Origin of the sequence: Methylobacterium sp. Leaf94 (assembly GCF_001426045.1) — a bacterium.
In the GTDB taxonomy this organism is placed as follows: Bacteria; Pseudomonadota; Alphaproteobacteria; order Rhizobiales; family Beijerinckiaceae; genus Methylobacterium.
On the sequence record NZ_LMRM01000034.1, the window covers coordinates 28,868 to 46,161 of the forward strand.

Below are 17,294 nucleotides of genomic sequence, written 5' to 3' on the forward strand. Positions count from 1 at the left end.
TCAATGACCACTCTTCACGGCGGCGACGATCTTCTGCGCGGCGTCGTCGAGGTCGTCGGCGGGGATCACGTTCAGGCCGGAATTCCGGATGATCTCCTTGCCCTTCTCGACGTTGGTCCCCTCCAGGCGCACCACCAGGGGCACCTGCAGGCCGACCGCCTTCACCGCCGCGATCACGCCGTTGGCGATCACGTCGCACTTCATGATGCCGCCGAAGATGTTGACGAGGATGCCCTTCACCTGCGGATCGGCGGTGATGATCTTGAACGCCGCCGTGACCTTCTCCTCCGAGGCGCCGCCGCCGACATCGAGGAAGTTCGCCGGCTCCTCGCCGTAGAGCTTGATGATGTCGAGGGTCGCCATGGCGAGGCCGGCGCCGTTGACCATGCAGCCGATGGTGCCGTCGAGGGCGATGTAGGCGAGGTCGTACTTCGAGGCCTCGATCTCCTTGGCGTCCTCCTCGGTCTCGTCGCGGAGCGCGACGATGTCGGGGTGGCGGTAGAGGGCGTTCGAGTCGAAGGAGATCTTGGCGTCGAGGCACTTGAGATGGCCGTCGCCGGTGAGCACCAGCGGGTTGATCTCCAGCATGCTCATGTCCTTGGCGGTGAACGCCTGGTAGAGCCGGGTGGTGAGGTCGCCGGCTTCCTTGGCCTGGGCGCCCGTGAGGCCGAGCGTCTTGGCGACGAGGCGGCCGTGATGGGGCATCACGCCCGTGGCGGGATCGACGGAGAAGGTGACGATCTTTTCCGGCGTGTCGTGCGCCACCGTCTCGATGTCCATGCCGCCTTCCGTCGAGACGACGTAGGCGACCCGGCCGGTCTCGCGGTCGACCAGCATCGAGAGGTAGAACTCCGCCTCGATCTGGGCGCCCTCCTCGATGTAGAGCCGGTTGACCTGCTTGCCGGCCTCGCCGGTCTGGATCGTGACCAGGGTCTGACCCAGCATTTCGCCGGCGAACTGCTTCACCTCGTCGAGGGACTTGGTGACGCGCACGCCGCCCTTGGCGCCGGCGGGCGCCCCCTTGAAGGTGCCCTTGCCGCGACCGCCCGCGTGGATCTGCGACTTCACCACCCAGACCGGGCCGCCGAGTTCCTTGGCGGCCGCCTCGGCCTCCTCGGGCTTGAAGATCGGCACGCCGCGCGAGACGGGCAAACCGAATTCCTTCAGCACCGCCTTGGCCTGGTACTCGTGAATGTTCATGGATGAGACCCTCAACGTCATCCCGGGGCCGCAGAGCGGAACCCGGGATCCAGAAACACAGGTTGCGATCCAGCCCGCCGCGTCGGCGGCCCGGAATGACGGTCGAACTAGGCCAGCGCGGGGTTCACGCCCTTGCAGGCCTCGATCAGGGTCTTCACGGCGCCGACCGACTTGTCGAACATCGCCTTCTCGTCGCCGTTGAAGTCGACCTCGAGGACGCGCTCGACGCCGTTGGCGCCGATCACGATCGGGACGCCGACATACATGTCGGAGACGCCGTACTCGCCGTTGAGGTAGGCGGCGCAGGGGAGCACGCGGCGCTTGTCGCGCAGGTAGCTCTCGGCCATGGCGATGGCGGAGGCGGCGGGGGCGTAGAAGGCCGAGCCGGTCTTGAGCAGGTTGACGATCTCGCCGCCGCCCTTGCGGGTGCGCTCGACCATGGCGTCGAGCTTCTCCTGGGTGGTCCAGCCGAGCTTGACCAGGTCGGGAAGCGGCACGCCGGCCACCGTGGAGTAGCGCACCAGCGGGACCATGTCGTCGCCGTGGCCGCCGAGCACGAAGGCGGTGACGTCCTCCACCGAGACCTTGAACTCGTCGGCCAGGAAGTGGCGGAAGCGGGCGGAATCGAGCACGCCGGCCATGCCGACCACCTTGTGGGTGGGAAGGCCGGAGAATTTCTGCAGGGCCCAGACCATCGCGTCGAGGGGATTGGTGATGCAGATGACGAAGGCGTCCGGCGCGTGCTGCTTGATGCCGGTGCCGACGGCCTCCATGACCTTCAGGTTGATCCCGATCAGGTCATCGCGGCTCATGCCGGGCTTGCGCGGCACGCCGGCGGTGACGATCACCACGTCGGCGCCGGCGATCGCCGCATAGTCGCTGGCCCCCGTGTAGGTCGCATCGAAGCCGTCGACGGGCGCGGATTCCGCGATGTCGAGACCTTTGCCCTGCGGGACGCCGTCGGCGATGTCGAACAGCACGACGTCGCCGAGCTCCTTCAGGCCGGCGAGGTGCGCGAGGGTTCCACCGATCTGTCCAGCGCCGATGAGCGCGATCTTGCTGCGTGCCATGGGGGAAACGAACCTCCGGTCCTTGCGTGGCGGTCGCGGCGCTGGGAGGCTTGAAAACCACCGGCGCGTTGCTGCGGCGGTGTGTGGCCGAAAAGGCCCAGGGCTTCAACCGAGGCACGAACGTCAAAGCAGGGTTCGGGCCAAGGCGGGGGCGCCTTCGCATCAGCGAGGGCGAGAAAAAGCTTAAGCGCGATAAGGAATTAGACGAACGGAGAGCGATCCTGCCCGGCAGTGCGCCTCAAGTGACAGACGAAAAATTCTGTCACAGAGGCCTAGAGCGTGCCGGTCCGCAGCACCTTCTGGATCGCGAGAATCACGGCGCCGAGGCGGGCTTCCACGAGGTCGCGCGGCAGGTCGGCATCGTGCTGAATCGCCAGCGGATGGGTGAAGCGGTAGCTGGCGTCGAAGATGTGGGCGATGGCCCGCTCGCGGTCGCGGGCGATGAAGGCGCCGGCCCCGATCCCTTCCTCGACAACCCGCTCGACCAGGCTGCGCAGCCGGACTCGGTGACGCCGGGCGATGGGCCGGGCGCCCACGGTGGCATCGAGATGGACGGCGAAGAGATTCGGCTCGTGAACCAGGGTCTCGCGCTGGACGCTGGCCAGGGCGGTGAGCAGGCGTTCGATCTTGTCGTCGGCCGGGTCCGGCGCATCGGCGATGCGGGCGAGTTCCGCCTCGACGTCGCGCAGCCAGCGCCCCGCCACGGCATCGAGGAGCGCGTCCTTCGACGGGAAGTAGCGGTAGACGTTGGCATGCGTCATGCCCGCTTCGGCGGCGACGGCCACCACGGTGACCCGCTTGGGACCGAGGCGCCGCAGGTGCTCCGTGGCGACGGCGAGCAGCCGCGCATCGACGGCCAGGGGAGCCGCAGCCCGCGGTGCCGGACGCGCGACGCGCGGCACCGTGATGCGGACGGCGCCCTCCGGGGCTTTCCGGTCGTCCGAAGGTTCGCTTCCCCGGCTCTCGCCGAGGTCGATCTCGTGCCCGAAGGCGAAGGGCGGGCCGGGCGGCTGCATCAAATCGGACACCGGGGCTCGTGGATGGACAGGACGGACCCTCCTGGGCGGAGCCGCTTCGCGAGAAGCGGATTTTCCCCCCGGATCGTCCAACGAGGCCAAGATCAATGACAGCACCAGCCCCGCTGTAACGCCCCTTTAACGACTCAGAACCGGTTCTTCCAGGCCCTCAGTGCGGCAAAGACAACCGACGGGTGGGTGCCGGGGGCCAGATCCACGCTTTGAGCGAGACTCGGCTCGCCGGCGCGCAGGAACGGATTGGTCGCGCGCTCGGCCCCCAGGGTGGCGGGAATCAGGAAGCGGCCCTCCGCCTTGGCACGCTCGGCCTCGGCGGCCCGGACGGCGAGGGCGGCGTTGCCGGGCTCGGCCGCCAGCGCGAAGCGGGCATTGGAGAGCACGTAGTCGTGGCCGCTGTAGACCTGCGTCTCGTCGGGCAGCGGCAGGAAGCGCTCCAGGGAGCGCCACAGGGTGGCGGGCTCCGCCTCCATCACCCGGCCGCAGCCGAGGGTGAACAGGGTGTCGCCGGCAAAGACCGCGCCCGCTTCCTCGAACCAGTAGGTGACATGGTCGGCGCAGTGCCCCGGCGTCTCCCAGACCCGCGCCGTGAGGTCGCCGACCCGGACCGCGTCGCCCTCCGCGACCGTGGCGTCGACCTCCGGCACGGCGTCACCGGCCTTCAGGGGCGCCGTCACCCGCGCGCCGGTGCGGCGCTTCACCTCCGGGATGCCCTCCACGTGGTCGGCGTGCCGATGCGTGACGAGGATGTCGGTGAGGGTCCAGCCGGTCTCGTCGAGGGCCGCCAGCACGGGGCCGGCCTCGGGCACGTCGATGGCGGCGCAGGCGCCGGTGGCGGGATCGCGGATCAGGACCCCGATATTGTCGCTGCGGCACAGGAAGGTGCGGATCTCGGGCTTCTGGGCGGTCATGGGGCTTCCTTCCGGACGGGGAATGGCCGCGCCGGCGCGGCGCGCGGCGGACCATCAGCGGTGCGGCACAGGAAGATGGGTGCGGGCGGAGACAGGTCCAGGGGCCGTTTCCCCCGGCCTTCCCGGGCCTTCCGCCGATCCGGGCTTGTCGGGCCGGGCGTCGGCCCCCATTGATGCGGGTGAGCCTTTCTCGTCGCGCGTCTCCGAGCCGACCCCGACCCGAGCCGCGCGATCGTACCGAAACCCGAGCCATGCGCCTCGACGTCACCGATCTGCGTGCCTTCTATGCGAGCCCCCTCGGGGGGGTGACGCACCGCATCGTGGCGCGCGCGATCCACGGTTTCCTCGGCTCGGTCTCCGGCCTGCGGGTCCTCGGGCTCGGCTACGCCACGCCCTATCTCGGCCCCGTCCACGTCATCGCCGAACGGACGCTGGCCTTCATGCCGGCGACGCAGGGGGTGGTGAACTGGCCCGGCAGCGGCCGCTCCTGCTCGGCGCTGGCCGACCCGACCATGATGCCCCTGCCGGAGGCGGCCGTGGACCGGGTGATCCTCGTCCATGCGCTGGAATCCGTCGAGAGCCCGACCGAACTCCTGCAGGACGTCTGGCGGGTGCTGACGCCGGGCGGGCGCATGATCCTGGTGGTGCCGAACCGCCGGGGCGTCTGGGCCCGGCGCGACGCGACCCCCTTCGGGCATGGCCAGCCCTACAGCCGCTCGCAACTCGCCCGGCTGATGCGCACCACCCAGTTCTCTCCCGAGGGCTGGGCCGAGACCCTCTACATGCCCCCGGTGGAGAACCGGCTGCTGCTGCGCACGGCCGGGGCCTGGGAACGGATGGGCACCAGCCTGTCGCTGCCCTTCGCCGGGCTGCACGTGGTCGACGCCACCAAGCAGCTCTACCGCCCCGTCGCCGTGCGCCGGGTGCGCAAGGTGGCCCGCCTCGCACCGGCCCGCGTGCTGGTGCCCGCCCCCTCACCGGGCTGAGCGGATGCTGAGTCTGATTGCGCCCGAGGCGGCGCTGCAGAGCTTCGTGCTCGCCTTCTCCTCGCTGTTCTCCATCGTGAACCCGGTCGGCTCGTCGCTGATCTTCGCGCAGGTGACCGCCCTGAACTCCCATGCCGAGCGCCTGGAGCTCGCCAGGCGCATCGGCTTCTACGCCGCCCTGATCATGCTCTCGACGCTCTGGGCCGGTGCGCCGATCCTGAACTTCTTCGGCGTCTCCCTGGCCGCTCTGCGCATCGCCGGGGGCCTCGTGGTGGCGGCCTCGGCCTGGACCCTGCTGACGGCGCCCGAGGCGCGGGAGGCACGCAAGCAGGCGGAGGCGACCCGGGAACCGGCCGGGAACTCGGCCGGGAACTCGGCCGGGAACTCGGCCGGGAACTTGGCCGAGATCGCGTTCTTTCCCCTGACCCTGCCCTTCACCACCGGACCCGGCACCATCGCGGTGGCGATCGCGCTGGGCTCCAACCGCCCGGCACCGGGCCCCGACCGGATCGGCTTCTACGTGGGCATGTCCATGGCAGCGCTCGCCATCGCCGTGCTGGTGCGCTTCACCTACGGCTCGGCCGACCGGGTGGTGACCTGGATCGGCCCCGTCGGCGCGCGGGTGCTCGGGCGCCTCTTCGCCTTCCTGCTCCTCTGCGTCGGCACCCAGATCACCGTGAACGGCGTCACGGACGTGCTCGGCCCCCTGCTGGCGCAGGCGGGGCGCTGATCCTTGTCGGGTCCGGCCGGAGGCTGTACCGCAACGCGGACGCGCCCGTTGGCGACACGCTCTGGAGGCTGAGGACGATGCGGCTCGTGGTGGTGGGCGCCGACGGGCGCATGGGGCGGATGCTGATCCGCGCGGTGGCGGAGACCGAGGGCTGCACCCTGTCGGGCGCCATCGAGCGCACGGGCTCCCCCGCGCTGGGGCAGGATGCCGGCACGCTCGCGGGCTTGGCGCCCCTCGGCGTCGCGGTGACGGACGATCCGCTGCCGATCTTCGCGGCGGCCGAGGGCGTCCTCGACTTCACGGCGCCCGTCGCCACCACCTTCTTCGCCGAGCTCGCCGCGCAGGCCCGCATCGTCCACGTGGTCGGAACCACGGGCCTGCAGGAGGCCGATCTCGCCAAGCTCGCGGCGGCCGCCCACCATGCCCGCATCGTGCGCTCGGGCAACATGTCCCTCGGGGTCAACCTCGTCGCCGGCCTCGTGCGCCGGATGGCGGCGGCCCTCGGGGAGGATTTCGACATCGAGATCGTCGAGATGCACCACCGCATGAAGGTCGACGCCCCCTCCGGCACCGCCCTCCTCCTCGGGGAGGCCGCGGCGGAGGGGCGTAGGGTCGCGCTCGCCGACACCCGGGTCTCCACCCGCGACGGACACACCGGCCCGCGCCGGCCCGGCGACATCGGCTTCGCCACCCTGCGCGGCGGCACGGTGGTGGGCGACCACAGCGTGGTCTTCGCCGGCCCGGGCGAGCGGATCACCGTCGGCCACCACGCCGAGGACCGGGCGATCTTCGCCCGCGGCGCCGTGCGGGCCGCGCTCTGGGCCTTCGCCAAGCCGCCCGGCCTCTACGGGATGGACGACGTCCTCGGGCTTTAGGAGACATTCGGGCTTCAGAGACACGCGGACTTCAGGACGGTCTCCCGGTGTCAGACGTCTCCGGGCTTTCCGACGGAGCCCACACCCGGCGGAGACGTTTCGTCATCTGACGTTCAGACTCACGCGCGCATGAGCCGCCCGATGCGCGCTCGCTGCGCTGCAACATCGCCCTTCGCCCGTGCCTCCGCCGAGGCCGTGCCCTCTCAAAGACCAAGAGGATCATCGCCCGATGGATCGCCTTCTCGTCCTCGCTCGCCATGGCCAGAGCGAATGGAACCTCAAGAAGCTGTTCACGGGCTGGCGTGATCCCGAGCTGACGGATCTCGGCGTCGAGGAAGCCCGCAATGCCGGGCGCTGGCTCAAGGAGCAGGGCTACGGCTTCGACGTGGCCTTCACCTCCAACCTGAAGCGCGCCCAGCGCACCTGCGCGCTGATCCTGGAGGAGATGGACCTCGAGGGGGTCGAGACGATCCGCAACGAGGCGCTGAACGAGCGCGATTACGGGGACCTCTCCGGCCTCAACAAGGACGACGCCCGCGAGCGCTGGGGCGACGCCCAGGTGCACCAGTGGCGCCGGTCCTACGACGTGCCGCCGCCCGGCGGCGAGAGCCTGAAGGACACCGCCGCGCGCGTCCTGCCCTACTACATCCAGTTCATCCTGCCCCGCGTCATGGCGGGCGAGCGCGTGCTGGTGGCGGCCCACGGCAACTCCCTGCGCGCCCTGGTGATGGTGCTCGACGGCATGACCACGAAGACCATCGCCAGCCTCGAGATCGCCACCGGCATCCCGCTCGTCTACCAGCTCAAGGCCGACACCACGGTGGAGAGCAAGACGGTGCTGGAGCACGACATCGACCACAAGGTCTGACCGCGGCACCGATGGCGTCCCGTGATCCGGCCGGGATCGTCCTCGTTCCCGGCCTGCTCCATTGGCCGGGCTACCTCGACGCGGCGGCGCAGGCGCGCCTCGCCGCCGAACTCGCGACGGCGCTGCGGGTCGCCCCGCCCTACACGCCGCGGATGCCCCGCACCGACCGGCCCTTCTCGGTGCGGATGTCGAATTGCGGCCCCCTCGGCTGGGTCTCCGACCGGGCGGGCTACCGTTACCAGGCGCGCCATCCCGTGACGGAGACCCCCTGGCCGGACATCCCGCCCACGGCGCGGGCCGCCTGGGACGCCCTGTCGGGGTATGGCGCTCCGCCCGAGGCCTGCCTCGTCAACCTGTACGAGGCCGACGCCCGCATGGGCCTGCACCAGGACCGGGACGAGGACGCCCTCGACGCGCCCGTCCTCTCGCTCTCGCTGGGTGCCACCGCCCTGTTCCGCTACGGCGGCCTCCGGCGGTCGGACCCGACCCGCTCGGTGCGCCTCCGGGCCGGTGACGCGCTCGTGATCGGCGGGCCCGCACGGCTGATCCATCACGGAATCGACCGCCTCGTCGCGGAGGCCCCGGACCTGCTCCAGGGCACCGCCCCCGGACCGCTGCCGGATTTCCTCATGCCGGGCGGACGCTGCAACCTGACCCTGCGACGCGTGACGCAGCCCTCGGGCGCTTGACAGCGGCGGGGTGTTGAGTCGACCCATCGGGTCAGCCTCAGCGCCGGCTGCCCCGCAAGGGGCAACCCGGCGGACCTGCCCGGTGCGAGACCGGGGCCTTGCGGAGAATCGATTCGATGCGTCTGCGTAACCTCGTTCGTCCGGTTTCCCTCCTGGTCCTCGCCCTGGGGCTGGCCGCGCCGGCGCTGGCGGCGGATCCGGTCTTCCCGCCGAGTTCGCGCTTCGGCTTCGATCCGCCCTCCGACATGGTCTCCTCCAAGCGCTTCTCGGGCCTGGAGCGGCTGGAGGGCGGCGCGACGGTCTCGGTGGTGGAGTTGCCGGCCAACGCCTTCGCCGACCTCGAAACCAACTTCACCGACGCCAACCTGAAGGCCCAGGGCTTCATCGTCAGCAGCCGGCAGGCCATCAAGGTGGCGGGCGACGTCGACGCGGTGCTGTTCACGGGTGAGCAGCCGGCGGTGGAAGCGGCCGGGACCCCGGCGATCAAGAAGTGGATGCTCCTCGTCGGCGATCCGACCGTGACCGGCATCATCATCGCGCAGGCGACGCCCGATGCCGAGACCGAGGAGACCATGAAGCGGCTGCTGACCGGCATCCACATCCGGCCGGCGCTGACCCTGGAGCAGCAGGTCGCCGCCCTGCCCTTCCGCATCGGCAACGACGCCGGCTTTCGTCCGGTGCGCGTCCTCGCCGGCAATTCGGTGCTGCTGACGCAGGGCACGAAGGACGAGATGCTCGGCCTGGAGCAGCCGATCCTGGTTCTGGCCCAGGCGGTGCAGCCGCCGCCGGCCACCGAGCAGCGCGACGCCTTCGCGCGCGCCGCGCTCTACTCGAACCAGACGATGAAGGACTTCGTGATCGAGCGGGCCCAGAGCTACCGCCAGAACGGCGTCGACTGGCACGAGATCGTGGCGCGTGCGGTGGACACGGCGTCCGGCACGCCGGTGGTCATCTCGCAGACGATCCGCTTCGCGCCGGACGGCTACCTGCGCGCCGTCGGCGTCGTGAAGGCCGAGAAGCGCGAGGGTGTGCTGGCGAAGTTCCGCGAGGTCGTGGACAGCGTGCAGCTGCGGTAGGGGCGACCGTTCGACCCGGTCGCAGGGTCCTTCTCCCCTCCGCGGGAGAAGGTGGCCCGCGAAGCGGGTCGGATGAGGGGAGCGACGGTGCCGGCGAGGGTTTCCCCTCTCCCGCCTGCTGCGCAGGCACCCTCCCCCGCAGAGGGGGGAGGGTCGCAGGCGCCACGCTCAGGCGGCGTCGCCCGGATTGGCGGCGGCCGGCTTCGGGCCGCCCTTGGCCACACCCACGAGCGCCGGGCGCAGGACGCGGTCGCCGATGATGTAGCCGGCCTGCATGACCTGCACGACCGTGCCGGCGGGAACCTCCGGGTCGGGCACCTCGAACATGGCCTGGTGGCGGTTGGGGTCGAAGCGCTGGCCCTTCGGCTCGATCAGCTTGACGCCGTGCCGCTCCAGGGTCTTGGCGAGATCGCGCTCGGTGAGCTCGATCCCGTCGATCAGGGCCTTGAAGGCGCCGTCGGCGCTCGCTCGGTCCGCTTCGGGAATGCTCTCGAGGGCCCGCCGGATGTTGTCGGCGGAATTCAGGAGATCGCGGGCGAAGTTGGTCACCGCGTAGGCGCGGGCATCGGCAACCTCGCGCTCGGTGCGCCGACGCAGGTTCTCCATCTCGGCCAGGGTGCGCAGCACCCGGTCCTTCAGCTCGTCGCGCTCGGCCACGAGGGAGGCCAGCGCATCGGCCTGCATCGCCTCGCCGGATCCGGCGGACTCGGCCTGCGCGGCCCCTGGGGTCTCCTCGACCGCCTGGGCCGGGTCGCGCCGCTCATCGTGCATGTCGTTCGCCATCATGTGGTTTCGTCAGAGACTATCGGTGTCGGGGTTGGCGCTGATATCAGGCGGTGACGCGCTGAAATCAAGCGCGCGGCGCCGTCCGGCCCCACTCAAGCCTCGCGCGGAGGCGGCGAGTCGATCAGCGCATCGAGTCCCTCGGCCCGGAGGGCGGCCACGTCGCTGGCGAAGACTTCCATCACGGCCGTCCGAATCGCCACCTGGCGGTCGGGCTGGGTCACCCGGGTGCCGGTGAGGTCGGTGACGTAGAACACGTCCACCGCCCGCTCGCCGAAGGTCGCCACGTGGGCCGAGGTGATGTTGAGGCTGAGCCGGCTGAGCGCCGTGGTCAGCTCGTAGAGCAGGCCCGGGCGATCGAGGCCGGTGATCTCGATCACGGTCTCGCGGCTCGACAGGGCATTGTCGATCGCCATGTCCGGCGGCACCAGGAAGGTCCGCGCCCGCTCGCTCGGCGGGTGCTTGTCGGCCACGAGGTCGGCGATGCGGATCTCGCCGCGCAACGCCTTCTCGATCGCGGCGGTGATGCGGCCGGCCCGGCGCAGTTCGTCCTCGTCCCGCTCGAAGGCGCGCGAGATGAAGATCGAATCGAGGGCGAAGCCGTCCGTGGTGGTGAAGATCTGCGCGTCGACGATGTTGCCCCCCGAGGCCGCGCAGGCCCCGGTGACGATGGCGAGCAGGCGCGGATGATCCGGCGAGTAGATCGTCAGCTCGGTGACGCCGCGGACCGGGTCGGTCTCCGTGGCGGTGGCCACCGTCCGCCCCTCGGCCGTCAGCGCCTTGACGAAGCCCGCGTGCTTGTACTGGCGGGTGGTGTCGACCTTCAGCCAGTAGGCCTGGTTGTGCCGCGCCGCGTAGGCGTCGAACAGCTCGGCCTGCCAGTCGCTGAGCTGCTCGCGCAGGGCCATCTGGATCAGGCGGACCCGGTCGGTGCGCGCGATCTCGGAATGGCCGCCGGACAGCACCACCTCGGTCTCGTCGTAGAGGGTGCGGATCAGGGTGCCCTTCCAGGCGGTCCAGACGCCGGGCCCCACGGCCTTGATGTCGGCCACCGTCAGGATGGTGAGGAGCTTCAGGCGCTCCAGGGTCTGCACCACGCCGGCGAACTTCTCGATGGTCTTCGGGTCCGAGAGGTCGCGGCTCTGGGCGGTCATCGACATCAGCAGGTGATGCTCCACCAGCCAGGCCATCAGTTCGGTCTCGGCCGGCGTCAGGCCGAAGCGCGGCCCGAGCTTCTCCGCGATGGCGGCGCCCGCGATGGAATGGTCCTCCGGCCGGCCCTTGGCGATGTCGTGCAGCAGTACCGTGACGTAGAGGGCGCGCCGGTTGCTGATCGTGTTGATCAGGCGGGTGGCGAGGGGATGCTCCTCCTCGGTGCGCCCGGACTCGATGGCCGAGAGCACCCCAATGGCGCGCAGCAGGTGCTCGTCCACCGTGAAGTGATGGTACATGTTGAACTGCATCATCGCGACGATGCGGCCGAAATCCGGGATGAAGCGGCCGAGCACGCCGGCCTCGTTCATCAGCCGCAGGATGGTCTCGGGCGAGTTCTTCGAGGTCAGGATGTCGAGGAAGAGCCGGTTGGCCTCCTCGTCCGCCCGCAGGGAATGGCCGATCAGGCGCAGGGAGCGGTTGGCCGCCCGGGTGGCGTCGGGGTGGATCGGCAGGTTGTGCCGGTCGGCGAGCCAGAACAGCCGGATCAGGTTCACGGGGTCTCGGCTGAAGGCGTCCGGGTCGCGCAGGTTGATGCGGCCGTGATCGTCGACGAAGTCCTCCGCCTCGATGGCGGTGGCGCGGAAGCGGTCGCGGAACCGGCCGATCCAGCGGTCGAGCACCGGGGTGCGCTTGGCGTGGCGCGCCTCCAGCGCCGCGCAGACGATGGCGGTGAGGTCCCCGACCTCCTTGGCGATCAGGAAATACGCTTTCATGAAGCGCTCGACGCCGGAGAGCCCGCCGCGCGGCTCGTAGCCGAAGCGCTCGGCGATCTTCGGCTGCAGGCCGAAGGACAGGCGTTCCTCGGCCCGGCCGGTGACGAAGTGCATGTGGCAGCGCACCCGCCACAGGAGCTCGTCGCAGCGCTCGAACACCCGATACTCCTCCGGCGTGAAGAGGCCGGCGGCCACGAGCTCGCTCTGGTCGCGGACCCGGTAGGTGTACTTGGCGATCCAGAACAGGGTGTTGAGGTCGCGCAGGCCTCCTTTGCCGTCCTTCACGTTGGGCTCGACGAGGTAGCGCGAGGCCCCCGCCTTCGAGACCCGCGCGTCGCGTTCGCGCAGCTTCGCCTCGACGAATTCCGGTGCGGTCCACATCACCAGCTCGGTGTCGAAGCGGGTGACGAGCTCCTCGAACAGGGCGCGGGTGCCGAACAGGTAGCGCGCCTCGAGGAGCGAGGTCCGGATGGTCATGTCGGCCCGGCCCTCGCGCAGGCACTCCTCCACCGAGCGGGTGGCGTGGCCGACCTTCAGCTTGAGGTCCCACAGCACGTAGAGCATCGCCTCGACGACGCTCTCGGACCAGGCCGTCTGCTTGTAGGGCAGCAGGAACAGGAGATCGATGTCCGAGCCCGGGGCCATGGTGCCCCGGCCGTAGCCGCCGGTGGCCACCACGGCGAGCTGCTCCCCGGTGGAGGGATTGTCGTTCGGATAGAGCCGCCACACCACCGCATCGTGGATGGTGCGGATCACCGCGTCGGTGAGCCGGCTCAGGCGCTGGGCGCAGGCGATGCCGTCGCGCTCCTCCAGGAGCCGCGCCTCGGCATCGGCGCGCCCGAGCTCGATCACCCGGCGCAGCTCCGGCACGAGGACCGCCCGCAGGCGCGTCGCCTCGCGGGCGTCGCGGTCCAGGTTCTCGAGGATGTCGTGGAGGGCGGCGACGGCGTCGAACATGGCCAACCCCGTTAGCATGTTGGCGGAATGACGCCAGCGGCATCACCGCGCGGGCACCGCCCAGCTGCGGGATCGCGGCGCAGTTTCGATCTGCTTCCCGCGCCGTCGCGGCGTCCTGCGTTCCCGCGCGCGGCGATCCGTCGGGCCACGGTTGCGCCGTAAGCCGGCGCTAGGGTCGCGTCGTTTCCCGCCCGACCCCCACCGCTCCGCGCACCTCAGCATTCACGAAGGCTCCCGATGCGTTCGATCCTGCGTCCGATGTCCGCCCGCCCCGCCCGGGCCCTCGTCGTCACGGCCGGCCTGCTCCCGGCCCTCGCCGCGCCGGCCTGGGCGGCCTCCTTCGAGTTCGTGCCGGCCCCCCAGATCGACCTCAACCGGGTCTATCGCGTCGACAAGGTCACGGGCGAGGTGACCTCCTGCCAGTACGGCCTGCGCGAGGGCGCGGTGGGCAGCGTCGGCGTCACCGTCTGCTACGGCGCCGGCGAGGGCGCGAGCGCCCAGGCCCCGTCGGAATACGGCCTGGTCGCCTCCCGCCACACCCGCGAGGCGGGGGTGTTCCGGGTCAATTACCGCACCGGCGAGATGAGCATCTGCTACGTGCAGCTGCAGAAGGAAGCGGTGGTCTGCACCGCGCAGGCGAACCCGGCGAGCCCGGGGGCCGACGAGGCCCCGGCCACCGGTGCCGCCCCGGGCCGGGTGGGCCCGAGCGCCACGCCGCCCCAGAGCGCCCGTCCCTGACCGCGCCCTGACCCGATCGCCGCCCCCGACACGCCGCGTTGGACCCTCCGGCCCGGCGTGCTAGGGGCACCGGGCGCGTCCGCCGGCCGGTGGCTCGCCCCGTTCGATTCGCCCCTCGCCCGCTTCGCCCTTCGCCCGATTCGCCCTTCGCCCGAGCCGTTCCATGCCGCACACCCGCCCCTTCCCAGCCGCCGGAGCCGTCGCGTGAGCGGGCCGGATCTGCGCCGCGCGGCGGCCGAGGTCGCGGTCGGATTGGTCACGCCCGGGATGCGGCTGGGGATCGGGACCGGGTCCACCGCCAACGTCTTCGTCGAGCTTCTGGGCGCCCGCGTCCGGGCCGGCCTCGACGTCGTCGGCGTGCCCACCTCCGAGGCGACACGGGTCGCGGCCGAGGCCGCCGGCATCCGCCTCGCCACCCTGGAAGCGCTGCCCGAACTCGACCTGACCATCGACGGCGCCGACGAGATCGACGGAGCGATGCGCCTCGTGAAGGGCGGCGGCGGCGCGCTGCTCCGCGAGAAGATCGTCGCCTTCGCCAGCCACCGGATGGTGGTGATCGCGGATGCCGCCAAGCGCGTCGAGACCCTCGGGGCGTTTCCCCTGCCGATCGAGGTCAACGCCTTCGGCCTCGGCGCCACCCGCCGGGCCGTGGGCGCCGCCCTGCGGGCGAGCGGCTGCACCGGCGAGCTCGTCCTGCGGGCCCGGGACGGCGCGCCCTTCGTCACCGATGGCGGCCACCACATCCTCGACGCCCATCTCGGACGCATCCCGGACCCCGAGGCCTTGTCGGGTGCCCTTTGGGCCGTGCCGGGCGTCGTCGAGCACGGCCTGTTCCTCGGCCTCGCCACCGGAGCCATCCTGGCCGAGGCACGGGACGGGCAGGCGGTGGTGAGCCGGCTCGGAATCGTCTGAGGGCGATCGCCCCCATCCTCTCCCTTTCCGTCTTCCCCTTCGCCGAACCCCTCCCGGAGCGTCCGCCATGTCCCGCCGCCTCGCCGCCCTGGCCGCCCTCGTCCTCGCCAGCGCCCCCCTGGGCGCCCTGGCCCCAGTGCACGCCCAAGCCCCGGCTCAGAAGCCGCCGGCGGCCAAGCCCGGCGCCAAGCCGCCCGCCGCGCCGGCGCCGAGCACCCCCGCCGCGCAGACGCCGGCCTACTCGGCCAACCACCTGGCCCTCGCCCGCGAGGTCATGCTGAATTCCGGCATCGCCCGCTCGTTCGACTCGATCATCCCGGCCTTCAGCGACCGCATCCGCCAAGGCGCCGTGACCCGGCCCGAGATCACCAAGGACCTCGATACGGTGCTGGCCTCCCTCGAGCCCGAGATGGAGCTGCAGAAGCAGGCGATGATCGAGACCGCCGCCCGGATCTACGCCTCGCGCCTGTCCGAGGCCGAGCTGAACGAGATCGCGACCTTCTTCCGCTCGCCCGCCGGCAAGCGCTACGTCGAGACCCAGCCGCAGGTGCTCGACGAGATGGTCCAGGCGATGCAGACCTGGACCCAGGACGTCTCGGAATACATCATGGTCCGGGTGCGCGCCGAGATGGCCAAGAAGGGCCACCAGCTGCAGTAGCGGGCTTCAGGGCCTCGGGCGGCGCGCGGCCCGGCTTCAGGCCGCCGCCGCTTCGACGCGGTTCCGGCCGGTGCTCTTGGCCCGGTACAGGGCGAGGTCGGCCCGCTTGAGCATGTCGGCCGGCCCGGCATCCTCCGCCCGGCGCCAGGCCACGCCGATGGAGACGGTCACCGGAACGGTGCGGGTGTCGCGCTGGATGGAGAACGGCACCGCCTCGATCCGCTCGCGGATGCGCTCGGCGATGGCGTAGGCCCCCTCGGCCTCGGCATCCGGCAGGATGATGACGATCTCCTCGCCGCCGTAGCGGGCCACGATGTCGATGCCGCGCGTATGGGTGCGGATGCGCTCGGCGAAGGCCTTGAGCACCTCGTCGCCGGCCTCGTGGCCGTAGGTGTCGTTGATCGACTTGAAGCGGTCGATGTCGAGCATCAGCGCCGCCACCGGACGGTTGCGCAGGGCCGCCTCGCCGAACAGCGCGCCGAGATGGCTGTCGAGGTAGCGCCGGTTGTGCAGGCCCGTGAGGCCGTCGGTGACCGCGAGTTCCATCGAGGCCTGGACGGCGCCCCGCAGGGCCTCCGAGAAGCGGCGGCGGCGCACTTGCGTGCGCACCCGGGCCACGAGCTCGTTCCGGTCCACGGGCCGCATCAGGTAGTCGTGCACGCCGAATTCCAGGCCCCGGATCACCCGGGCGCGGTCGTGCTCCTCGGCGATCATCATCACGGGCATCAGGCGGGTGCGGTCGAGGGAGCGCAGCTGGCTGCACAGGCGCAGGCCGTCGAAGCCCTGGATGTCGAGGCTGACCAGGGTCAGGTCGAACGTGCCCTCCGCCGCCAGCACCAGGGCCTTGTGCGGGTCGGGCTCGACCGTGAGCGTGTGGTGCTGGCCCAGGGCCGCCGCGAGGCGGTCTGCCGAGCCGGGGCGGTCCTCCACGAGGAGGATCGAGGCGTTGAGGCCGGTCTCGGCGGCGGCGAGGGCCAGGGGGTCGCCGATCCCGAAATCCCGCGAGGCCATGGCGCGGGAGCGCAGCTCGTCCGTCACCGCCTTGAGGCGCACGAGGCTGCGCACGCGGGCGAACAGGGCCGTGTCGTCGATGGGCTTCGTCAGGAAGTCGTCGGCGCCCGCATCGAGCCCGCGCAGGCGGTCGGAGGGCTGGTCGAGGGCGGTGACCATCACGACGGGCAGGTGGGCCGTGTTGGGGTTGCTCTTGAGCCGGCGGCAGACCTCGAACCCGTCCATGCCGGGCATCATCACGTCGAGGAGGACGAGGTCGCAGAGACCCTTCTCGCAGATCGTCAGGGCGTCGGGGCCGTTCATCGCCGCCAGAACGTCGAAGTATTCCATGGAGAGCTTCGTCTCCAGGAGCTTCACGTTCGGAAAGAGATCATCGACGATCAGGATTCGGGCCGACATCGGTCCTCGCGCAGGGTCGTACTACGGGCCATCGGGAAGGCTATGAGCGAGGTGGACGGGTCAGGCGGTCCTGGCGTCGCCGAGATACTGGCGGACGGTGGCGAGGAACTTCGCCACCGAGATCGGTTTCGACAGGTAGGCTTCGCAGCCGCCCTCGCGGATGCGCTCTTCGTCGCCCTTCATAGCGAAGGCCGTGATCGCGATCACCGGGATGGCCTTGAGGTCGTCGTCCTCCTTGAGCCACTTCGTGACTTCGAGGCCGGAGACCTCGGGAAGCTGGATGTCCATGAGGATCAGGTCGGGGCGATGCGCTCGCGCGAGCTCGATCGCCTCGATGCCGTTGGCCGTCTTGAGCGTCGCGTAGCCATGGCCCTCCAACAGGTCGTTGAAGAGCTTCATATTGAGTTCGTTGTCCTCAACGATGAGCACGGTCTTCTTCATGGCCCGTTGTTCCCGGTGCGTGGACGGCCCA

The 17,294-nt window shown here is 70.8% G+C and carries 17 protein-coding genes; 9 read left to right on the forward strand and 8 right to left on the reverse strand.

Annotated features, from left to right (window positions below; translation table 11 throughout):
- The 4 genes from sucC to gloB all read right to left on the reverse strand — a co-directional run bounded on the left by sucC (position 1) and on the right by gloB (position 4,212).
- Positions 1–1,200 carry an ADP-forming succinate--CoA ligase subunit beta gene (sucC, locus tag ASG63_RS15610; protein ID WP_056218197.1) on the reverse strand — a complete coding sequence of 400 codons (1,200 nt, stop codon included), beginning with the start codon at positions 1,198–1,200 and terminating at the stop codon, positions 1–3.
- A 107-nt stretch (positions 1,201–1,307) separates the two neighbouring features.
- On the reverse strand, positions 1,308–2,270 hold the full coding sequence (mdh, locus tag ASG63_RS15615) for a malate dehydrogenase (protein ID WP_056218199.1): 963 nt from the start codon (positions 2,268–2,270) through the stop codon (positions 1,308–1,310).
- A 272-nt stretch (positions 2,271–2,542) separates the two neighbouring features.
- Positions 2,543–3,286 (reverse strand): TetR family transcriptional regulator, encoded by a 744-nt coding sequence (locus ASG63_RS15620; RefSeq protein ID WP_082487423.1) that lies wholly within the window; start codon positions 3,284–3,286, stop codon positions 2,543–2,545.
- A 146-nt stretch (positions 3,287–3,432) separates the two neighbouring features.
- A complete protein-coding gene (gene gloB / locus ASG63_RS15625) occupies positions 3,433–4,212 on the reverse strand; it encodes a hydroxyacylglutathione hydrolase (protein WP_056218203.1) in 780 nt (259 codons plus the stop codon).
- A gap of 251 nt (positions 4,213–4,463) precedes the next feature.
- Here gloB and ASG63_RS15630 point away from each other — a divergent pair, with 251 nt between their 5' ends.
- From ASG63_RS15630 to ASG63_RS15655, 6 genes are all read left to right on the forward strand, one after another.
- Positions 4,464–5,198 carry a methyltransferase domain-containing protein gene (locus tag ASG63_RS15630; RefSeq protein WP_056218206.1) on the forward strand — a complete coding sequence of 245 codons (735 nt, stop codon included), beginning with the start codon at positions 4,464–4,466 and terminating at the stop codon, positions 5,196–5,198.
- A gap of 4 nt (positions 5,199–5,202) precedes the next feature.
- Complete coding sequence (locus ASG63_RS15635) at positions 5,203–5,928, forward strand: MarC family protein (RefSeq protein WP_056218209.1); 726 nt, start codon at positions 5,203–5,205, stop codon at positions 5,926–5,928.
- Between the two features lie 77 nt (positions 5,929–6,005).
- Positions 6,006–6,803 carry a 4-hydroxy-tetrahydrodipicolinate reductase gene (dapB, locus tag ASG63_RS15640; protein ID WP_056218212.1) on the forward strand — a complete coding sequence of 266 codons (798 nt, stop codon included), beginning with the start codon at positions 6,006–6,008 and terminating at the stop codon, positions 6,801–6,803.
- 229 nt (positions 6,804–7,032) lie between these two features.
- On the forward strand, positions 7,033–7,671 hold the full coding sequence (locus tag ASG63_RS15645; protein ID WP_056218219.1) for a 2,3-bisphosphoglycerate-dependent phosphoglycerate mutase: 639 nt from the start codon (positions 7,033–7,035) through the stop codon (positions 7,669–7,671).
- 11 nt (positions 7,672–7,682) lie between these two features.
- Positions 7,683–8,360 carry an alpha-ketoglutarate-dependent dioxygenase AlkB gene (locus ASG63_RS15650; protein WP_056218223.1) on the forward strand — a complete coding sequence of 226 codons (678 nt, stop codon included), beginning with the start codon at positions 7,683–7,685 and terminating at the stop codon, positions 8,358–8,360.
- A 116-nt stretch (positions 8,361–8,476) separates the two neighbouring features.
- On the forward strand, positions 8,477–9,436 hold the full coding sequence (locus ASG63_RS15655) for a hypothetical protein (RefSeq protein WP_056218226.1): 960 nt from the start codon (positions 8,477–8,479) through the stop codon (positions 9,434–9,436).
- 168 nt (positions 9,437–9,604) lie between these two features.
- On the opposite strand, the gene grpE is transcribed toward ASG63_RS15655, so the two are convergent.
- Both grpE and ASG63_RS15665 read right to left on the reverse strand, forming a co-directional pair.
- Positions 9,605–10,222, reverse strand: coding sequence for a nucleotide exchange factor GrpE (gene grpE, locus ASG63_RS15660; protein WP_056218229.1), 618 nt, complete (start codon positions 10,220–10,222; stop codon positions 9,605–9,607).
- A gap of 92 nt (positions 10,223–10,314) precedes the next feature.
- Positions 10,315–13,104 (reverse strand): [protein-PII] uridylyltransferase, encoded by a 2,790-nt coding sequence (locus tag ASG63_RS15665; RefSeq protein ID WP_056219367.1) that lies wholly within the window; start codon positions 13,102–13,104, stop codon positions 10,315–10,317.
- A 237-nt stretch (positions 13,105–13,341) separates the two neighbouring features.
- Between ASG63_RS15665 and ASG63_RS15670 the strand changes: the two genes are divergently transcribed.
- The 3 genes from ASG63_RS15670 (at position 13,342) to ASG63_RS15680 (ending at position 15,412) form a co-directional block, all read left to right on the forward strand.
- A complete protein-coding gene (locus ASG63_RS15670) occupies positions 13,342–13,842 on the forward strand; it encodes a hypothetical protein (protein ID WP_407067272.1) in 501 nt (166 codons plus the stop codon).
- Positions 13,843–14,046: 204 nt separating this feature from the next.
- On the forward strand, positions 14,047–14,754 hold the full coding sequence (gene rpiA, locus ASG63_RS15675; RefSeq protein ID WP_056218231.1) for a ribose-5-phosphate isomerase RpiA: 708 nt from the start codon (positions 14,047–14,049) through the stop codon (positions 14,752–14,754).
- Between the two features lie 67 nt (positions 14,755–14,821).
- Positions 14,822–15,412: a DUF2059 domain-containing protein gene (locus ASG63_RS15680; protein ID WP_056218234.1), complete on the forward strand. Its 591-nt coding sequence runs from the start codon at positions 14,822–14,824 to the stop codon at positions 15,410–15,412.
- A 36-nt stretch (positions 15,413–15,448) separates the two neighbouring features.
- Here the strand turns inward: ASG63_RS15680 and ASG63_RS15685 are convergent, their stop codons facing one another.
- Complete coding sequence (locus ASG63_RS15685) at positions 15,449–16,822, reverse strand: PleD family two-component system response regulator (protein WP_056218237.1); 1,374 nt, start codon at positions 16,820–16,822, stop codon at positions 15,449–15,451.
- Positions 16,823–16,882: 60 nt separating this feature from the next.
- On the reverse strand, positions 16,883–17,263 hold the full coding sequence (locus ASG63_RS15690) for a response regulator (RefSeq protein ID WP_055946254.1): 381 nt from the start codon (positions 17,261–17,263) through the stop codon (positions 16,883–16,885).
- Positions 17,264–17,294 lie beyond the last annotated feature (31 nt).

Bases quoted from the DNA above. Each gene is read 5' to 3' on its own strand.
- ASG63_RS15650 (WP_056218223.1), top strand. From the start codon at position 7,683: ATGGCGTCCCGTGATCCGGCCGGGATCGTCCTCGTTCCCGGCCTGCTC.
- sucC (WP_056218197.1), bottom strand. From the start codon at position 1,200: ATGAACATTCACGAGTACCAGGCCAAGGCGGTGCTGAAGGAATTCGGT.
- ASG63_RS15635 (WP_056218209.1), top strand. From the start codon at position 5,203: ATGCTGAGTCTGATTGCGCCCGAGGCGGCGCTGCAGAGCTTCGTGCTC.
- ASG63_RS15685 (WP_056218237.1), bottom strand. From the start codon at position 16,822: ATGTCGGCCCGAATCCTGATCGTCGATGATCTCTTTCCGAACGTGAAG.
- ASG63_RS15645 (WP_056218219.1), top strand. From the start codon at position 7,033: ATGGATCGCCTTCTCGTCCTCGCTCGCCATGGCCAGAGCGAATGGAAC.
- mdh (WP_056218199.1), bottom strand. From the start codon at position 2,270: ATGGCACGCAGCAAGATCGCGCTCATCGGCGCTGGACAGATCGGTGGA.
- ASG63_RS15620 (WP_082487423.1), bottom strand. From the start codon at position 3,286: ATGCAGCCGCCCGGCCCGCCCTTCGCCTTCGGGCACGAGATCGACCTC.
- dapB (WP_056218212.1), top strand. From the start codon at position 6,006: ATGCGGCTCGTGGTGGTGGGCGCCGACGGGCGCATGGGGCGGATGCTG.
- ASG63_RS15655 (WP_056218226.1), top strand. From the start codon at position 8,477: ATGCGTCTGCGTAACCTCGTTCGTCCGGTTTCCCTCCTGGTCCTCGCC.
- ASG63_RS15690 (WP_055946254.1), bottom strand. From the start codon at position 17,263: ATGAAGAAGACCGTGCTCATCGTTGAGGACAACGAACTCAATATGAAG.
- ASG63_RS15665 (WP_056219367.1), bottom strand. From the start codon at position 13,104: ATGTTCGACGCCGTCGCCGCCCTCCACGACATCCTCGAGAACCTGGAC.
- grpE (WP_056218229.1), bottom strand. From the start codon at position 10,222: ATGATGGCGAACGACATGCACGATGAGCGGCGCGACCCGGCCCAGGCG.
- ASG63_RS15680 (WP_056218234.1), top strand. From the start codon at position 14,822: ATGTCCCGCCGCCTCGCCGCCCTGGCCGCCCTCGTCCTCGCCAGCGCC.
- ASG63_RS15630 (WP_056218206.1), top strand. From the start codon at position 4,464: ATGCGCCTCGACGTCACCGATCTGCGTGCCTTCTATGCGAGCCCCCTC.
- ASG63_RS15670 (WP_407067272.1), top strand. From the start codon at position 13,342: ATGCGTTCGATCCTGCGTCCGATGTCCGCCCGCCCCGCCCGGGCCCTC.
- gloB (WP_056218203.1), bottom strand. From the start codon at position 4,212: ATGACCGCCCAGAAGCCCGAGATCCGCACCTTCCTGTGCCGCAGCGAC.